The organism is Myxococcales bacterium, assembly GCA_012517325.1.
Classification (GTDB): Bacteria; Lernaellota; Lernaellaia; order Lernaellales; family Lernaellaceae; genus JAAYVF01.
Genome location: JAAYVF010000076.1, coordinates 35,023 through 53,412, shown reverse-complemented (window position 1 = coordinate 53,412; position 18,390 = coordinate 35,023). Strand labels below are relative to the sequence as shown.

Genomic DNA, 18,390 nt, shown 5'->3' with positions numbered 1-18,390 from the left:
TCCTTGGACATCGATACCCCCGGGTGGTGCGGCCGTCGCGGTTGCGGCTCCCGTCGGCCTCCGGCCTCCGTCCGTCGCAACCGCAACACGACCCAACATCACTCTATCAGGTGTCTCGCCTTCAAAGGGGGTCAGTATGGGTGGACTCCTCATCCTCTCCGATGATGGACATATCTTTACTTCCCGTGCAATTACCATCCACACAGGTCGTGCAATAATTGCAATTCACTGGATTGTAAAAACAATAGGGATCGTCAATGCACGCCTGGGCACTTTTATTATGGCAATCCAAAATGGTAGCTTTTATCCCGGTAGCGACCCAACAACCAAAGGTATAAGGACAGACTTGTTCAGATTCACAACTGGAATATGAATTGTCCTCATCCTCGGAACCACATTCGTTGGCCACGGAGGCCATACCAAATCGAATTGTCAAACCAACAATCCCGATAACCAACAGCCAAAAAAGGCGCTTCTTCATCCACTTGTCTCCCGGCTCCTAGTCGGAGCTAAAATATTTCCAACTCGCCCTCAACAGCCACAACCTTTATTGTTATTATCATTATCAGACAACGAATCATCATTCGTGGACGAATCATCATCGAGGTTATCATCATCGCCCTGATCGTCGTCCGAAGGGGATTCGTCATTGTCGTCGTTATCGTTATCATTGTTGTCGTCGTTGTCATCGTCATCGTTGGGATCGCGACATTCGTCGGCGCTTTCCTCGCAAATTTGATCGGCTTCGCAGGGATTGCCGGTGCTGCCGCATGCGTCGGCATCCTCGTCACAGGACTCATCGCCGTCGCAAAACAATCCGTCATCCGGGCAGGGATTTGTGCCGGAAAGGCATTCCCGATTGGCCTCGTCGCAGGTTTCGGCCCCGTTGCAGAAGAGATTGTCATCGGGGCATGGGGCGTTATCGTGTTGACAGGAATCGGACGACTCGTCGCAAGTTTCTTCGCCGTTGCACCATAGGCCGTCATCGGGGCAAGGCACCGTTCCGGACTGGCAATCGTCATTTCCCTCATCGCAGGTTTCCAAGCCGTTGCACCACAACCCATCATCGCAGGGGTCGCCGGCATGGCTGCATTCGTCAGTATTTTCTAGGCAGATTTCGGTTCCATTGCAGTAGACTCCGTCATCGGTACAGGGCGCAGTTCCGCTTTGACAGGAATCGCTTTCCTCAAGACATGTTTCGATTCCATTACACCACAAACCATCGTCGCAAGGGTCGCCTGCGTGTCCGCAGGAGTCATTTTCTTCCAAGCAGATTTCCGCGCCGTTGCAATAAAAACCGTCATCCAAACAAGGCGATCCGGAATGAACCGAGCAGGTGCCATTCGAGCAATGGTCGTCGCCGTTGCACCAAGACCCATCATCGCAAAAGGTTCCATTATCCTCGATGGACCATTCCGTAACGGATTGTTCCGGATCACAATATTGGCAGGAATCTACCGGATTAATGGACCCTTCTGAATAACAGACTCCATTAATATAACAACCAATGCATTCGACAATTTTATCAAGAACTAAAATTGGATCGGCGGCAGCGTGATATAAATTGTTGCTAGAGTCGAAGTTTAATAACAAGTCAAGCGGATTGTTACCAATGGCAATACTATAGTTTTCATCGACAATCCATTCTTCATTGCCGTTTTCATCGAGTTTCATCACAAAGTTTTGGGCGCCACCGTCGCCGCCACTAAAATAAATGTTATGATCTGTGTCGGTGATGAGCGAATAGGGTATTAGTCCAGAATCTTTTAGTTCTTCATAAGTTCGGACCCACTGTTCTTCACCCTGGGCACTCAACTTAATCAGCAAAATTGAAGGAATATCACTTATGTCGTACACATTTCCAGCTAAAATCATACTGCCGTCATCATCAATGCGAAACGCGCTTGCTTTTTCCACCACTCCCGGATCGCCATAGTGATAATTCCACTGAAGCGTGCCGCTTGGATCGTACTTCAGAAGACCGATGTCATAATAGACGTTTTCTACTGTTGAATCCGCATCGCAATAATAGTAATAGAAAAAAAGATTGCCCGATACATCCGCTTGTAAATCTACCGGATATTCAGAAGTATGCAATGCATTATCATAACTTCTTTCCCAAATGTGTTCGCCATTGGTCGCATCGTATTTGATGAGAATCAGATCCCAAGCATTGATAAACGATTGACTTGTATCGGCACGACCGCCAGCCGCATAAACATGCCCCAAGTCGTCTGCCAGACCATTCGTGAATTTGCAATTATCAAGACAATAAGGCTCGTTATAATTCAACGTTTCATCCCAAAGGACTTGGCCTGTATCGTCAATAGTGAAAATAGTTGCTCGCCACATACTAGTTGGTGCATAGGCGATGCCTAACGCGGTAAAGGAAGCGTTTCCCGTTTTTAAAAAATCATACGCGTAGCAATAAACATTTGCGCAATCATAAAGATAACTCCATTGAAAGCCGATTTCCGTTTCATATGATGTGATTCCAATATTTCTGTTTCCTGAACTAATATTTTCACCTTCTCCTAAAAGTATGTATCCGGAAGCGTCTTGGACTAGGTGAAAAAATTGGGATTTATCGCTATCCGGGAAAGAATTTGTTTCGGAATAGAGATTTATCCCGTTATCATTATAGATATTAAGCCAACCAACAAAAGCTCCCTTGCTCTCTTCAAAGGTTCTGCCGGCGATGGCGATATGGTGATTGGTACTATCTAAAACCGCATCAAAGACATAATTCCAACCGATGGTATCTTTAACCTGCCATGCCAGAATTGGATAATTAATCTCGCAACCAATGGTCAAGGGAAAGGTCGGAGCGCCAGGGGTGTCGCCGCTAAGGCTCAGCACCGGAGTGCCGTCAAGGTTGATTGACCAATATGCAGAAAGTTCCTGGCCCGACGCGTCGGTCGCCTGATAGATCTGGAGGGCTAATAAGGCTTTACCGTCTCGTCGAAATTCGACCCGGTCGATCGTCGGATTGAGTGCCGCTTGCAGATTTTCGCCTTGCCAGGGCCAGGTCAAGGATAAAGCCTTGATATTTGGTTGCTCAGCGATTTCGAGGTTCAGCCGTACGCCGCCGGCATCGCCGGAAAGTTCCAGCCGATAATCTGTCGTTTGCAAATGCAGGCAATCTTTGGAGGGCGGATCATCGCAAGCGAATTGTTTCAGTTCGGTTTTGCGGCCTGCCTCGGCAACCAAGCGCGGCAGACCGATGGAAAGGGATTCCCGACGGCCATCGGTCGACAAGTGGATCCGGCCGTTGCGGTATGCCGCGTGCAGCGGCCAGGCTCCGTGGTGAAAAACAAAAGGCGTGGTGGCAGAGTTCGCCAAGTTCGCGAACGCCACCGACGAATCGGATCGACCTTGATCATCGCTGGAAGATGCACAAGAGGTGAGAAGTAGTAAGAAAAACACCAAACTATATTTTCTAAAATGACACATCGAATATCCACCCATATCCAAATTACAAGGTGTCGCAATTCATAATGAATGCGACGATAGCGCCTAACTTAACCGTTACAAGATCCTAATTTTATGGGATAATTTTCTGTGTAGTTTTTTCAGTGGGAAAATATGTACACTAATTTATATCAAAAGATCGTTCGGTATGTCAATTATATTTTATCGGTGGCTCCCTTAATGCGTTAAATATATGATTAATATAAAGAAAACATTTGAACTTGATAATTTATTCAGTTTGTTGGGGGAAGAAATCAACATTGCTTCTTTTCAATTCGGTTGCCTTCCCTGATGGGCGGTTGTAGCATGCGCGGGCGAACGGTCGGGAAGGAGAGCGTCGTGAAGCTGCGGAACGGGTGGCTCGGGCTGGCGTTGTTCGCCATCATTTTGATCAGCGGCGCGTGCGACGACATCAGCGCGAATCCGGCGGCGCGGCAAGCCTCCTTCCAGGCTCTGACCATGGCGGACCGGCCCAATGTGGCCGTCCAAGGGGAAACGTCGGCGTCCGGCGAGGATGCCTGTCCGATCGACCTGGCCGCGATCCGCCTGGCCATCCGCCAAAAGGGCGCGCGCTGGTCGGTGAAAAACAACGCGCTGCTCGGCCGGTCTTGCGCGGAGCTGTCGCAACTGGCCGCCGCTCCCGTGCCGAGCGCCGGCGCCAGCGACACGTATTATTCACCCGCCAAAACCCCCGCGCGGCTGCCCGATTCGTTCGACTGGCGCAATCACGAGGGCAATTTCATCACCGGCATCCGCAATCAGGGCGGCTGCGGCAGTTGCTGGGCGTTCGCGGCGGTGGCCGCGGCGGAAGCGAACCTGGCGATCGTGTTTAACCGCACCAATCCCACCTTCGACTTCGCCGAACAACACGTGCTGTCGTGCTCGGGGGCCGGCACCTGCGCCGGGGGCCCGATCAACCTGACGCTCGACTACCTGCGCGATTACGGCGTGCCGCTCGAAAGCTGTTACCCGTATTTGGGCTTCGACGCGCCCTGCGACAACACGTGCGAGGAATGGGAAAAGGAAGCGGTGCGCGTGGCCTCCTGGGATTGGGTGACGACCACCAACAACCAGGACATCGAGCTGATGAAAACCGCCCTGCTGGAAGGGCCGATTACCAGTTGGTTCGAGGTCTACCAGGATTTCTACGCCTACGAGATCGGCGTGTACGAGCACGTCTGGGGCGATTACGTTGGCGGGCATTTCGTGCTGGTCGTCGGCTGGGACGACAAGGACGGCGCGTGGATCGCCAAGAACAGTTGGGGCGACTGGGGCGACGAGGGCTACTTCGAGATCAAGTGGGGCGAGGTTTCGTTCGGTTCGTGGACCACGAAGGTCGACATGGATCACTGCAAGGGCTTGGACTGCGACGACGGCAATCCCTGCACGATCGATTCCTGCGACCCGCTGACCGGCTGCCTGAACGACGTCGCGCCCGCCACCACCGTCTGCCGGGAAGCGGCCGATCCGTGCGACCAGCCCGAATACTGCCCGGGCACCACGCCGACCTGTCCGCCCGACCAACGCGCGGCGGACGGCGACGCCTGCGACGACGGCTTCTTCTGCAACGGCGGCGACACCTGCCAGGCCGACGAGTGCGCCGTCCATGCCGGCTCGCCCTGCGAGGGCGACCAGACCTGCGACGAGGACGCCGACCAGTGCCTCGGCGGCGATGACGACGATGACGACGACGACGACAACGATAACGACGATAACGACGACAACGACACCGACGACGACGCCGCCGACGACACGGGCGACGATTCGGGCGCCGCGGACGACGACGCCTCGCCGGCCGGCGGCGCGGCGGACGATGACGATGCGGAGTCGGGTCACGGCTGCGGATGAGCCGGCCGTTCCTTTTCCCTTTTCTACTGCTTGCTTTTTGCGCGCTCCCGGTCCATTTATAGCGGCTGATTTGGCCGCGGCCGCCATGAGTCGAAATCCGGTCTTCTTGCCGGGCCGCCGGGAAGAAGCGACAAAACGAGCGTTCGTTTGCACGCTTTTCAAGGGGAAATCGCCGCGCTGCTGACCGCCGCCTGTTGGACGGTGTCAGCGCTGTCGTTCGAGGCGGCGGGGAAGCGGATCGGCTCGCTGGCGGTCAACATCATCCGCCTGGGCATCGCCTTCGCTTTTCTGTCGCTTTACGGCTGGCTGACGCGCGGCCATTTTTTGCCGGTCGACGCCGACGGGCACAACTGGTACTGGCTTTCGCTTTCAGGCCTGGTCGGTTTCACCTTGGGCGACATGGCCTGGTTCCGCTCGCTGGTGCTGCTCGGCGCGCGCCGCACCACGTTGATGATGGCGTTGGCGCCGCCGTTTACCGCAGTGCTCGGCTGGCTGGCGCTGGGCGAGGCGCTGACCCTGCTCGACGGGCTGGGCATGGGCCTGACGCTGCTGGGCGTCATGCTGGTCGTGGGGGAACGACGCTCCGACGAAAACGGCCAGGCGCGCCATCTGCCGGTGATGGGCTGGTTTCTGGGCGTGGTGGCGGCGCTGGGCCAGGCGGGCGGCCTGGTGCTGTCGAAGTTCGGGATGGGCGATTACAGCCCGTTCGCCGCGACGCAGATTCGCGTGATCGCCGGTTTCGCCGGCTTTGCCGTGTTCTTCACCTTGATCCGCTGGTGGCCCAAGGTGTTGGCCGGATTGCGCGATGCGCCGGCGTTGCGCCGGACCACGCTGGGCGCGTTTTTCGGCCCGTTCGTCGGCGTTTCCTTTTCGCTGATGGCGGTGCAACTCACGCAAGCGGGCATCGCCGCCACCATCATGTCGATCACGCCGATCCTGATCATCCCCCCGACCATTCTGCTCTACAAGGAACGGGTCTCGCCGCGGGCCATTTTCGGCGCCTGCCTGGCCATCGCGGGCGTGGCTGTGCTGTTTTTGTTCTAGCGGAAACCGCGAATACAGCCTTCAATTTCAGGGGAGATCGGTTTGATTTCCCCTCATCCCCGACCCTTCTCCCACCTAGGGGAGAAGGGAGGACCAGATATTATTTCCCTCTCCCTTGAATGGGAGAGGGACCAAGGGTGAGGGCTCCAATAAATAGAGATCTGAATATTCGCGCTATCCGCACCGATGAACGCGAGTGCAAAAAGTCAGGGAACAGGATCGGCTTTCGCGTCTATTCGCGGTCCGGCCGTTCGCAGAGCGTCCAAAAGGCTTCGCCGCCCATCCGGCCGCTTTGTCGCGCACGATATTCGCGGTTGACGGTTTGCAGCATGGCGGCCAGTCGCGGCAGGCAGTCGTCGCACGGCGGCCAGTCGCGGCGGTTCAGGACGAACCGAAGCTCGGCCGCGGTGCCGCAATCGGCCGCCGGATCGACGCCGGGCATTTCGCGGAAGAGCAGAAACCGCGCCATGTCCGGGCGCGACAGGTCAGCCAGGCGGACGGAAGTGACCGGCAGGCGTTCGGTCTTCGCTTCGCGCCGGAAGACGTTTTCCAGGCGGTATTGCCACATGCCCGAGCCCAGGCTGAGGGTCGGCAGCGGCGTCGCCGGATCGTTTTGGGCCCGGATCAGCGAACTCACCTCGCCGACGGACCGCGCTTCCCAGGCGACGTGAACGAACCGCCATTGCAGCCAGCCGGCAAGCACGAGCAGGGGCGGAACGAGGCTCAACGCGACGGCCGCCCGGATCGCCGGCGACAGAGCCGATTCGTCGCCGAGGCTCCAAACGAAAAGCAACGCCAGGGGGAACGCGGCGGGCATGATGTATTCGGGAAACTTCGAGGAATACAGGCTGAGCGCGACCGTGGCCAGCAGCACGGTGACCAGCAGCGCGCCGGCGGCGGCATCCGGTCTTTTCCGGCGCCAACCCAACAGCGCCAGGACCAGGAAACCGAGCTGCGGCGCCGCGTAGCGCGGATAAAAAAGCAGGCGCGCGACGGCGCCCTTGTCGATGGTGTGATACAGGCTACCGCGCGCGATCCGGGGGCCTAGGACGAGAAAGACGTCGCCGCGGTGATAAAAAACGGCGCCGGCCACGGCGGCGGCGACGAGGCCGACGACCGCCAGCCGGGTCGCCGCGCGCGCCAAGCCCAGGCTCGGCCGCCACTTTTCCCAGCTGTAAAACAATACCGCGCCGGCCAGGTAGAGCGGCGTGGTCTGTTTGGCCAGCAAGGCCAGCCCGCCCGCCAATCCCAACCACACCGGCGTCCAGGGGCTTTGGTCGCGGCGTAGCAGCAGGTAAAGGAAAAGCCCGACCGTCACGGCCAGCGTCATTTCGGTGGTAATGGAAAACGACCAATAGAAGGTCGTCAAGCCCACCAGGAAACCGGCCAGCCAGGCGCGCCCGGCCGGCAATCTTTGTAGGGTGAGGTGAAACGCCATCGCCAGAAGGGCGAGGAAGCACAAGAGGTTCGGCAGAGCCAGGCCCAAGCGCCCGTCGTCGCCGGTGCCCTTCGCCGCGGCGAAGGCCAGCAGGTAATACAGCGGCGGATAGTCCGGGTTGGCGAATATAATATCGGCAAGCCCCGTCTTCGGCTGGTGCAGCAGCCGCAGCAAAATATTCGCGTGCCAGGGTTCGTCCTTGAAAATGACCGAATCGGCGGGAAAACGCAGCACGAAAGCCAGCCAGGGAACCAGGAAGGTCGCGACCAGCAGGATAAATAAAATGGGTGCGCCCCATCGCTTCATGTGTCCGGCCGCTTTCGTGGTGGAAAATTCGAAAAAAGCTTAACCGATCGATCGCGGGGCGTCAAAGAATCGGGCCGGCCGCCGAAATGCGGGCGCCTCGTCCGCCGCGCTTGCTTGACAATTTTCGGGTCGCGCCGTACGGTTTTTCGCAATCCGACAACCAGCGACGGGCGGGTGACATGACCACGGAAAAAGCCGATCCGAAGCGGCCGCGCGACGCGGGCGAGCCCAAATTCAACGACCTGGTCAACGAATTCCTGACCAATCCGAAATTCGCCGAAACCCTGGGCAGCGCCATCCAGCGGGCCGCCGGCGCCAAACGCAAGGCCGACCAGGGGCTGCGCCTGGCGATGAACCTGGTCAACGTGCCGACCAAGGCCGATTACGACGACCTGGTGCGCAAGGTGGCCAAGCTCGGCGATTCGGTGGCGAAACTGGAAACGCGCCTGGAAACGATTCAAGGCAAACTCGAACGGCTCGCCGCGAAAATGAAAAAGTAGCGGCGCCGCGCCGGGGAGGTCGACGGTGACCCGGAAAATCGCGTTCGTCAACGAAAAGGGCGGCTCCTGCAAAACCACGCTGGCGGTGAACACCGCCGCCTACCTGGCCCGGCAAGGCAAGCACGTGTGCCTGATCGACATGGACCCGCAAGGGCAGGTCGGCAAGGCGCTCGGGCTCGACGTGGCGGCGATCCGGCCGTCGATGTTCGAGCTGCTGACCGATCCGAACGTCGCGGCCCGCGACGCGGTGACGGCGTCGGGGCTCCCGAACCTCGATTTGATCGTCGCCAATAAGTCGCTGGTCGATTTCACGGTGATCGCGGCCGCCGACCCCGACCGGGTGATGCGCCTGCGCAACAAGCTCGAAACCCTCAAGGGCTACGATTTCTTCATCGTCGACAGCCCGCCGTCGCTGGGCCTGCTGACGCTGAACATCATGCTGGCCGTCAAGGAAATCGTGATTCCGGTCAGCCTGACCTACCTGGCGCTCGACGGCTGCAGCGAGATCGTCGAAACCGTCGAAAACGTGCGCCGCACCTACAAAAAGCGCGACCTGGAAGTGACGCTGGTCGTGCCGACCCTCTATCGCCGCACCAATCTGGCCGACGCCATCCTGGCCAAGTTGCGCGACTTTTTCGGCGACCGGGTGTCGCGCGCGCCGATCGGCTACAACGTGGCCATCGACGAGGCGCAGAGCATGGGCCGCACCATCTGGGACTACGCGCCCGCCAGCCGCGGCGCCGAAATGCTCGGTGCGCTGGCCGAGGAAATCGCCGCGCTGAAGTAATGCCGGCCGAGTCGCCTCAATTCCGGCGGATGAATTCCAGCGGTTCTTCTTTTTCGGCGGCCGAGCGGTCGGCGTTCGGCGGCTGGGAGGATTTGATCGGCTCGCCGAAGCGGACCAGGTCGAGGATCCAGAGGCCGTAGAGCATCTGATAGAAGCGCGAGATTTCCATGCCGGCGCGGGTGCGCACCGTGGCCGGGGTGGCGTGGCCGTCGGCGGCGGCGAGCAGCCGGCGGGCCGGCACGGGCACCTCGTCAATGTAGGGCGTGGTGGGGATGACGGGGCGCCAGAGGCGGTCGCGCTTCATGAAAATCATTTCCAGGCGGTCGCGGTCGTAGTACTTCGTGATGCCGGTGAAAATGATGCGCCGGATGGGAATTTCCGTCCGGACGTGCATGGCCGCCGCGCAGTCGCCGGCCTCGTATTGCCAGGCGGAATCGTACCAGCGCCAGGAAAAGAGCGCGGTCAGCTTTTCCATCACCTGTTTTTCGAGATGTTCGTTCAGCTCGTCCCGCCCCAGCCACTCGTGCTCGATCAGCCATTCGCCGAAACGCTTGCCGCCGGCCATCGCCGCCTGGGCGTCGGCCAGAATCTGATGATTGATGCGGCCGCTTTGCAGCAGCAGCCGGCCGAGCGACGAATCGCTGATGTACGAACTCGCCAACCCGGTGAGGCGGTCGCCGGCCAGGCCGATTTGCAACCACTGTTCGCGTTGCCGGATGGCGAGGCAACCGACGCCGCGCCGGCCCGCCAGCACGAGCACCCGGGCGAAAGGCAGTTCGCGGAAGGTGCCTTGTTCGGTCAGCAGGCGGCCCGGGTCGGGATCGTGATGCTCGGGGACGAACGCTTCCTTGACCTCCACGCCGACCCACTGCATCACCGCGTTCCCGAGCCGCTCCTCGTCGATCGGCTTGTACAGCCAGTCCTGCGGCCCCGGGCCGTTGTGGTGCGTCCGGTAGTGCTCGGCTTGGAAATTGGTGGCCAGCATCAGGACCGGAATCCGGGAGGCGAAACGGGTCAGACGCAACTGGCGGATGAACTCCAGGCCGGAACCGTCGGCCAGGATGAAATCGACGATGACCAGCGAGGGCGTGCGGCGATTGATCATTTGCAGGGCTTGCGAGGTGCTGTGCGCCGCCTCGCCGCGCAGGCGCAATTTGCGCAGAAGCTGGATCAGCTCCTCGGACAATTGCGCGTCGCCGGAGACGCACAGGACCTCGACCGATGTGGGCGGAAAATTACGCAAAGATCAATGTACCCCCTGAGCGATCATTATAGCCCCGCGATTCGGTTTTTTCCAAGCTTTTTACCGTCGCCGGCGACGCCGCAAACGGCTATTTCCCGGGCCCGAGTTGGTTCAATAGCTTAGCCATTTCGTTGACATCGGCGTTTTCCAATTGCCGGATCAGCACGATCGAGTCGGTCGCGCCGTCCAATTTGCCCGCCAGCCGCACGGCGGCTTTGACGTCGCGTTCGTCGCCGCGCAGCACCACCGAGCCGGTGCCGGACTCGGGCAGCACGACCAGTCCGCCGGCCGTGTCGCGCGGCTGGTAACGGCCGCCCTCGTAGGTCAGCGTCGAGAAGACGCGGTTCAGGATTTCGGCGAGCCGCGTCGCGTCGGCGTGCTTGACGCGGATGACCTCCAGCGTGTCGCGCTTTTCCGCGCGATCGAGGGTTTCGAGCAGCGTTTTGATTTTTTCCACGTTGGCCGCGGTCGCGACGACGATGAGGCGGCCCTGCGCGGGGAGCGGCACGATTTTGCCCTCGGGACCGACGTCCGGCGCGAGCTTCATGGCGGCTTCGGTGGGGTCGACGTGGTTGAGAGCGAAAGTGGCGGTGATCAATTCCTCGGCCTCCATGCCGGGTTTCGGCTCGTCGGCCAGGATGACCGGGCTGTCCTGCGTCGACAGATCCTGCCGCGGCACGATGCGCACGACCTTGCCGTGCACCACGACGCCCCAGTTGTTCTGCGCCAGCGCCGAGAGGAACATCGCCCACAGTTCGTCGGCGGTCACCTGTTTTTTCGGCACTTCGAGAAAGGCCTGGCCGTTGAATTCCGGGCCGTAGAGAATCGTCCGGCCGGTCGCGTTCGCCACCACGCGGGCGAAGTCGCGCAGGTTGATTTCGGAGGATTGGATGACGTATTGCTTCGCCGCCCAGGCGTTGCCGGCCAGGCAGAGCAGCAGAAACGCGATCCAAAGACGGACTTTCATGAGGAATCTCCCTTGCGACGCCGGCCCGCGGCGTAACCCTGGCCGGCGCATTCAAACTAATGGACACCTCGTCCCGCCGCAAGGTTTTTTTCCAGCCTATTGTCTTTTCCTCGAAAAAGGGACTAGAAAAAAACATGCCTTCGCGCCGCGCTTCATGGTCCGCCTGGCTGCCCCTGGTCGCCGTCGTTCTGGCGGTCTATTTCACCTTGCCCTGGGTTCGCTCGTGGTTTGAATTCGCGTCGCGGGCCGGCTTGGGAAGGGCAATTCAAGGCGGATTGCTCTTGGGCGCGTTGTCGGGCGGCGGCGGGATTCTCGCCTGGTTGTGGCTGCGGCGCCGGGTTCGCGCCGTTCGCGTCTACCTCAGCCTGGCGATCGCGGCGGGATTGCTGGCGGCGATCGCCGTCCTGCTCTCACCGATGCCCATCGAGCGGATCCACCTGGCCGAGTACCTGGTGATCGGGATGTTGTCCTGGCGGGCGTTGCGCGGGCATTGGACCGACCGGGACCGCCTTTTGACGGCAGCACTTTTAGTATTTAATATCGGACTGGGCGACGAACTGCTGCAGGGCCTGTTGGCGGGTCGCTTTTACGATACGCGCGATGTGCTGGTGAATGCGGCGGCCGGCGGTCTGGGCGCTTGGTCGGCGGCGGTGATCGTCCGAGCGATAACCATGCAAACCAACCCAAAATCAGCGGCATGAAAAACGGGCTTCGGTTTTGGCTCGTGGCGGCGGCGACGGCCTGTTTGGTGACCATTTTTCTGGCCCCCTTGCAGATGATGCCGTTCGGTCGCGATCAGGCCGGCTTCGCCGTCGGCGCGCATCTACAGGAAAAGCAGGGTTTTTCCCTCGATCATTTCTGGAACGTTCGGCCGCCCGGCATGGTTTTCTGGATGTTGGCGGCGCGCGAATTGATCGGGCCGTTGGAGGAAAACGCCCGCCGGCTGGAATGGATCTGGATGATCCTGACCTGCATGATCGCCGCGATCGTCGCCTACGAATGGACGGAACGCAGCCGCCTGGCGGCGGTGCTCGCCGCCCTGTTGTTGGCTTCCCGGTATTTGGCCGGCGGTTTTACGCAAACGATGCAACCGGCCGGCTTGGCGTTGTTGCCTTTGCTGTTGTCGCTGCTGTGCTGGGGGCCGGGCGGCAAACCGCGAAGCCGGCGGCGGCTGCTGGCCGGTGGTTTCCTGCTGAGCCTGGCGACGCTGTTCGCCGCCAAAGCCGTTTGGACGGCGCCGGCCTTGATCGGTTTCGAGTGGTTTTATCGGCGACGCGAATCGCCGGCGGATAACCGGATCGGCGATCTATCGTTTTTCATCGCCGGCCTGGTCGGTTTGCCGATCCTGCTGTTGTTCTGGTGGCTGGGCGGCATCGATTGGTCTTCGATCTGGCAAATCTTCCAGGGCCGTCTCAACGAATACGCCACCACCCCCAATTTTTTCCCGTTGGACGTGCTGACGGTTCTCGCCCTGGGATTTTTATTCATCCGCGCCGCGCCGCCGCGTCCGGCGTGCGGCCAATTGGCCGTGCTGTTGTTGGTGCTGGGCGCGGCGACCGCCTTGTCCTCGGCGGGGACCGATCGCCTTTTGGCCTTCGGCCCGCTGGCCGTCGGCGCGGCTGTGACGGTGGCGGAAGGCGCGGCGTTGATCAACCGCCGGTGGCCGACGCGAATCCTGCCGTGGCTGGTCGGCGCCTTGCTTTCGCTGATTTTTTTGTTCGGCGGGCCGTGGCTGAACGCCAGCCGCCAGTGGCATTATTTTCTGCGTTACCTGGGCGGCGACAGCGTTTTTTACCTGGCCGATTTTTTCAACGATCCGGAAACTTCGTTTTCCTATGCCGTGACCCGCGAGGCCGCCGGTGAGATTTCGCGGTTGACCCGGCCGGATTGGCGACTGTTCGTGTGGGGTTCCGAACCCGGCTTGTACCATTACAGCGGGCTGACGCCGGCGGGCAATTGCCTGGCCCTGGCCCCGGTGCTCGACGGCGGCACGGCGCGGCGGCGCACCCTCGAGTTGTTTCAAGACCACCCGCCGGAAGTGGTGGCGGTGCGGGAAAACGATCCGCTGACTCCGCATCTGCACGGCTTCCGCAACAGCCGCGACACGCTGGTTTCGTTTCCGGCGATCCATCGTGCGCTGATCGAACAGTACCGGATCGCCGGCCGCGTTTTCGATTTCACGCTTTATCTGCGGCGCGACCTCGAACCGCCGGCCCGCTAGTCGCTTCCGGCGCGATTCGAGCGGCGTTATTTACTGTTGGACAAAGAAAAATCCGACCGATCTCGACTCCCTTTCAATTAGACGTTAAGATAGAAGCAGTCGGGTGGGGATTGGACAGTAGTTTGGCCGAGCAGGTATTACCGAAAGTCAGTTGTCGGGTCACGGCCGCGATCCTGCGTTTCGCCGAAACGCAGGGGTTGATCGCAGCCGGGCTTTGCGAAAATCTGCCGTTGACCGCCGCCCAACTGACGGACAACCGCGGGTGGGTGGACCACAATATCGCCCAGGCGCTCTGGGTGCGCCTGGCGGCCGCTACCGGCAATCCGGAAATCGCAGCCGAAGTCGGTTTGTTCGCCGTGCGCGAAAACACGCTGGGCGCCGTCGGCACCATTCTCCGGCTCTTCGGCACGACCAGCCGCGTGTTGCAACGCACCGAGCACCTGACCGATTACTTCGCCGATTTCATGAAACTCACGCCGTTGCGCATCGGCACATCCTCGGCCCTGCTGGAATTGCGCACGTCCCTCAACGTTCATCCCACCTATCACAACCTGAATTTCGTCAAAGGCATCCTGGTCGGCATCCCGCTGTTGTGGGATTTGCCCATGGCCAAGGTGGAAATCACCCGCTTCGAAGCCAATATCGCCGAGTGTTCGCCGATCGGCAACCGCCAGTACGCGATGGCGCCCGACGGCGAGGTCTTCAGCCATCCGGTCGACGATCCGGCCGCGCGCCGCGCGGAAGGCCGGTTGACGGAGGAAGGCTCTTTCGTTTTGGGCGAGATCACCTACGGCGCCTCGCATACCTTGTATCACATCACCTGGGAGCAGATTCCGACCCATTGGTGGCAGCAGCCGGTGTTTACCCGCAAGGACATGCTGGCCGACACGGTGGCCGCGCTGGAAAAAGACCTGCGGGAAATGGAAAGCATGTACGCGCAGATGCAAGAGCTGCACGTGCCGTTGCAGGAAAAGGTCGACTTGCGGACCGCCGAGCTGGAAAAGGCCAACCAGGAATTGGGCGAACTGGCCGCCAAGCTCGAACGGCAAAGCCGGCTGAAGAGCGAATTCATCGCCGATCTGTCGCACGAACTGCGGACCATCAGTTCGTCGGTCGCCGGCTTCGCCGATCTGCTGTCGTCGGAAATCTACGGGGCGCTCAACGAGCGGCAGAAAAACGCGGCCGAACGGATTTCCTCGAACACCCGCGTGTTGCTGCACATCATCGACGACCTGCTCGACCTGTCGAAATTGCAGGCGGGCAAGTTGAAGGTTTTCTACGAACCCGTGACGGTTCGCGACGCCGTGACCGAAACCCTGGAGACCATCCGCCAGCTCGCCGAAAGCAAAGGCCTCAAGCTGCACACGCAACTCGATCCGGAAACGCCGGCCCGCTTCATCTGCGACAAGACCAAGCTCAAGAACATCTTGATCAACCTGCTGACCAACGCGGTGAAATTCACCTCGCGCGGCCACGTCGTCGTGCGGGTGTCGTCGCCCAATCCCTCGGTCATCGCTTTCTCCATCGAGGATACCGGTCCGGGCATCGACCCGATGGAATTGCCGATGCTCTTCCAGGAATTCGGCCAGATCGGCCGAACCAATACCACCGCCGGCTACCCGGGCCTGGGTCTGCGGGTCGTGAAAAAGCTGGTCGACCTGCTCCGCGGCACGATCGAGGTGGGCAGCCAGCCGAAAATCGGGTCGGTTTTCACCGTGACCCTTCCCGTGAAGCCGGCCGGCGTGGTCGAAGAGCCGGAAGCGGAGCCGGAAAGCCTGGACGCGCAACGGAACAAGAAAACGGTCGTGGTCGCCGATTCCAATCCGGAGGAAGCGCGCTTTTTACAATTGTCGTTGGAATCCGAGGGGTTGCACGCTATCGCCTGCAGCGACGGGCGCGAGGTACTCAAGGAAATCACCGACAACCAGGCCGACCTGTTGCTGCTCGACCCGCTATTGCCGCATTTGGACGGCTGGAAAGTTCTGCACGATCTGCGGGCCAATCCGGCGACGGAAAAATTGCCGGTGATTCTGGTATCCGAAAATATTCAGGAAGAATTGACCGCCCTTTATCACGTATCCAGCCGATTTGCCAAACCCTACGAAAAGAAACGTTTAATTGAGGAGGTACTTCAGATATTGGCGATTTCGACCGATGTTAAGAAGGCATGATTAACGCGGTCCTCTATAACGTATTTCTTTGCTGGATGGTTTCGGTGGCGGGCTGGATGGTCGCCCGAACCCTGTTCCGGCAACCACAGCGAAATCTGGCGTGGCAAAGTCTGGCCGGCTGCTGGAATTTCGCGGCAATGCTCTGGTTTTTCGCCGGGTTACGCAACTTCTTTTATTTTCTGTATCTGCTGACCAAACAGGTTTTTCTGCTGGGCCTCGATCGCCTGATGTTCTTCGCCGATGAAATTTGCCTCGCCTGCCAGTTGCTCGCCGGGATCATTTTCGTCACCGAGGTCATTTGGCAGAATCGGCGCCGCACCTGGGTTCTGGCCGGTTTTTCCTTTGTTTCGCTGGCCGCGTTTTTGTTGTTGCTGTTCACCGAAGGAATCGTGGAAACCGTGGCGACGACCTGGGGAACGGAGCACGAGCTGCCGCGCAACGCGTTTTTCGCCTTCCTGCCGGGTTATGTTCTATCGCTTCTTTTGTTCGGATATGGGATACTTTTAATGATCTGGCGGCGGTGGCATCAGCCGGATAAATTCGATCGCGCGGCCCTGGTGGCGATCGTTGCCATGCTGCTTTACGCGCTGGCCGGCATCGTCGATGTCCGCGGCACCTGGAGCGGCTGGCAGTTGTTGCTCATCCGGCTGGTTTATCCGATCAGCGCCTTGCTGACGCTCCTGGTGGCCCTGCCGCAGGAGACTTCGATTCGCATCGTGGCGCACGGGAGAAAAGCGTGATTTCCCGACTGAGCATTTTCGCCAAGATTTTCATCGCTTTCAGCGGCCTGGCCCTGATTCCGCTCGTGATCGTCATGGCGTTGCTCACCTCGAATTACGAACAGATGACGCAGCAATTGATCGGCCAGGCCGGCGCGAACGTCTCGCCGGAAATGGCGGTGCACATCTCCCAGCGGGTTGCCCAGGTCACCCATGACGCCTACCTGATGTTGGCGTTCGTCTTTTTGATTTCCGCGATTCTGGTGCTGTTCACCGCGGTGTTCCTGTCGCAATCGTTTTCCAAACCGGTGCGCCTGCTCTCCGCCGCGACCCGCCACCTGGCGCGCGGCGATTTCAGCATGCGGCTGGAAACGGACCGGCAGGACGAGTTCGGCGCGCTGGTCGAATCGTTCAACCGCATGGCCGACCAACTCGAGGACGCGCACCGGCGGCTGGAAACGACCAATGCCGATCTGGAAGGGCGCGTGCTGTTGCGGACCGCCGAGCTGGAAATGGCCAACCTGCAACTCCGCGCCGCCGCCGACAAAATGGAGGAGACGGTCCGCCTCAAGGGCGATTTCCTGGCCAACCTGAGCCACGAACTGCTGACGCCATTGCAAGCGGTGCTGGGGTACGCGGAATTGCTTTACGACCGCATTTACGGGCCGCTGGACGGCCGCCAGCACGAAGCCGTCGGTCGGATCCGCCACAACGCGCAAATGCTGCAGCGGCTGATCAGCGACATCATCGACCTGGCCAAGGTCGAGACCGGCCGGATGACCCTGACCATCGAGCAATTCAGTCCTGGCGAATTGGTCGAAAGCATCGTCCAGACCCTGCGGCCGCTGTTTCTGACCAAGCGGCTCGAGTTGAAATGCGAATGCGCGGCCGATTTGCCGGCCACGCTGTCGAGCGACCGCGGCAAGGTTCAGCACGTGCTGTACAACCTGCTTTCGAATTCGCTCAAATTCACCAACGCCGGCGAGGTCTCGCTGCGTGTGGCGGGCCGCGACGACGGCCGGCGGGTGACGATCGAGGTGCGCGACACCGGCATCGGCATCGCTCCCGACAAGCTGGCGACGATTTTCGAAAGCTTTCGCCAGGTCGACAGCTCCTCGACGCGGCCGGCGGGCGGCGCGGGCATCGGCCTGGCGCTGACCAAACAACTGGTCGATCTGCTGGGCGGCGACATCGAGGTGGAAAGCGAATTGGCGAAGGGCAGCCTCTTTCGCGTCGTCATTCCCGCCAAGCTTTCGTTGAGCCGCGACCCGGAAGCGCGGACCACGGCCATCGGCGCCAAGACGATCGTCTCGATCGACGACGACGAAACGATGCTCGACCTGCTGACCGAGACGCTCGAACCGGCCGGCTTCCGCGTCATCCGCTGCACCGACGGCGACGCCGGCGTCGCCCTGGCGAAGCAGATCCACCCGTACGCGGTGACGCTGGACATTCGGCTGCCGGAGCGCGACGGCTGGTCGATTCTGCAAGAGCTGAAAAACAACCCCGAAACGCGCGGCATCCCGGTCATCATTCTTTCGGTGATCGAGGACCGCGCGCAGGGCGACCAATTCGGCGTGGACGGTTACCTGACCAAGCCGTTCAGCCGCGACGAACTGATCGAACACCTGAGAGCCGTGCGGCGAGAGAGCGTGAAATACCATTGACAGCGTCG

General features: G+C 60.0%; 14 protein-coding genes. 9 read left to right on the top strand and 5 right to left on the bottom strand.

Translation table 11 applies throughout. The features are described 5' to 3' along the window. Positions 1 to 121 precede the first annotated feature (121 nt). Both GX444_13560 and GX444_13555 read right to left on the bottom strand, forming a co-directional pair. Positions 122 to 481 (bottom strand): hypothetical protein, encoded by a 360-nt coding sequence (locus GX444_13560; protein NLH49609.1) that lies wholly within the window; start codon positions 479 to 481, stop codon positions 122 to 124. Positions 482 to 531: 50 nt separating this feature from the next. Further along, on the bottom strand, positions 532 to 3,357 hold the full coding sequence (locus tag GX444_13555) for a PQQ-like beta-propeller repeat protein (GenBank protein NLH49608.1): 2,826 nt from the start codon (positions 3,355 to 3,357) through the stop codon (positions 532 to 534). Between the two features lie 453 nt (positions 3,358 to 3,810). On the opposite strand from GX444_13555, the gene GX444_13550 reads away from it, so the two are divergent. Both GX444_13550 and GX444_13545 read left to right on the top strand, forming a co-directional pair. Beyond that, on the top strand, positions 3,811 to 5,319 hold the full coding sequence (locus GX444_13550; GenBank protein ID NLH49607.1) for a hypothetical protein: 1,509 nt from the start codon (positions 3,811 to 3,813) through the stop codon (positions 5,317 to 5,319). 147 nt (positions 5,320 to 5,466) lie between these two features. Next, entirely contained in the window at positions 5,467 to 6,363 is an 897-nt protein-coding gene (locus tag GX444_13545; GenBank protein NLH49606.1) for a DMT family transporter, read from the top strand. Positions 6,364 to 6,595: 232 nt separating this feature from the next. On the opposite strand, the gene GX444_13540 is transcribed toward GX444_13545, so the two are convergent. After that, positions 6,596 to 8,107: a hypothetical protein gene (locus GX444_13540; GenBank protein NLH49605.1), complete on the bottom strand. Its 1,512-nt coding sequence runs from the start codon at positions 8,105 to 8,107 to the stop codon at positions 6,596 to 6,598. 179 nt (positions 8,108 to 8,286) lie between these two features. Between GX444_13540 and GX444_13535 the strand changes: the two genes are divergently transcribed. Together GX444_13535 and GX444_13530 are read left to right on the top strand one after the other, a co-directional pair. Continuing rightward, complete coding sequence (locus GX444_13535) at positions 8,287 to 8,607, top strand: hypothetical protein (protein ID NLH49604.1); 321 nt, start codon at positions 8,287 to 8,289, stop codon at positions 8,605 to 8,607. 25 nt (positions 8,608 to 8,632) lie between these two features. After that, positions 8,633 to 9,394 (top strand): ParA family protein, encoded by a 762-nt coding sequence (locus tag GX444_13530; protein NLH49603.1) that lies wholly within the window; start codon positions 8,633 to 8,635, stop codon positions 9,392 to 9,394. Positions 9,395 to 9,410: 16 nt separating this feature from the next. Here the strand turns inward: GX444_13530 and GX444_13525 are convergent, their stop codons facing one another. Further along, the gene (locus GX444_13525) at positions 9,411 to 10,637 is read right to left on the bottom strand and encodes a response regulator (protein NLH49602.1); all 1,227 of its coding nucleotides are present in this window, start codon (positions 10,635 to 10,637) and stop codon (positions 9,411 to 9,413) included. Between the two features lie 88 nt (positions 10,638 to 10,725). Further along, positions 10,726 to 11,604: a hypothetical protein gene (locus GX444_13520; protein NLH49601.1), complete on the bottom strand. Its 879-nt coding sequence runs from the start codon at positions 11,602 to 11,604 to the stop codon at positions 10,726 to 10,728. A gap of 134 nt (positions 11,605 to 11,738) precedes the next feature. Here GX444_13520 and GX444_13515 point away from each other — a divergent pair, with 134 nt between their 5' ends. From GX444_13515 to GX444_13495, 5 genes are all read left to right on the top strand, one after another. After that, a complete protein-coding gene (locus tag GX444_13515) occupies positions 11,739 to 12,305 on the top strand; it encodes a VanZ family protein (GenBank protein NLH49600.1) in 567 nt (188 codons plus the stop codon). Continuing rightward, the gene (locus GX444_13510; protein NLH49599.1) at positions 12,302 to 13,825 is read left to right on the top strand and encodes a hypothetical protein; all 1,524 of its coding nucleotides are present in this window, start codon (positions 12,302 to 12,304) and stop codon (positions 13,823 to 13,825) included. The genes GX444_13515 and GX444_13510 overlap by 4 nt, the downstream gene beginning before the upstream one ends. A 110-nt stretch (positions 13,826 to 13,935) precedes the next feature. Continuing rightward, a complete protein-coding gene (locus GX444_13505) occupies positions 13,936 to 15,996 on the top strand; it encodes a response regulator (GenBank protein NLH49598.1) in 2,061 nt (686 codons plus the stop codon). A gap of 56 nt (positions 15,997 to 16,052) precedes the next feature. Then, positions 16,053 to 16,736: a hypothetical protein gene (locus GX444_13500; protein ID NLH49597.1), complete on the top strand. Its 684-nt coding sequence runs from the start codon at positions 16,053 to 16,055 to the stop codon at positions 16,734 to 16,736. After that, on the top strand, positions 16,733 to 18,382 hold the full coding sequence (locus tag GX444_13495; protein NLH49596.1) for a response regulator: 1,650 nt from the start codon (positions 16,733 to 16,735) through the stop codon (positions 18,380 to 18,382). Before GX444_13500 ends, GX444_13495 begins: the two co-directional genes overlap by 4 nt. Positions 18,383 to 18,390: the final 8 nt, after the last annotated feature.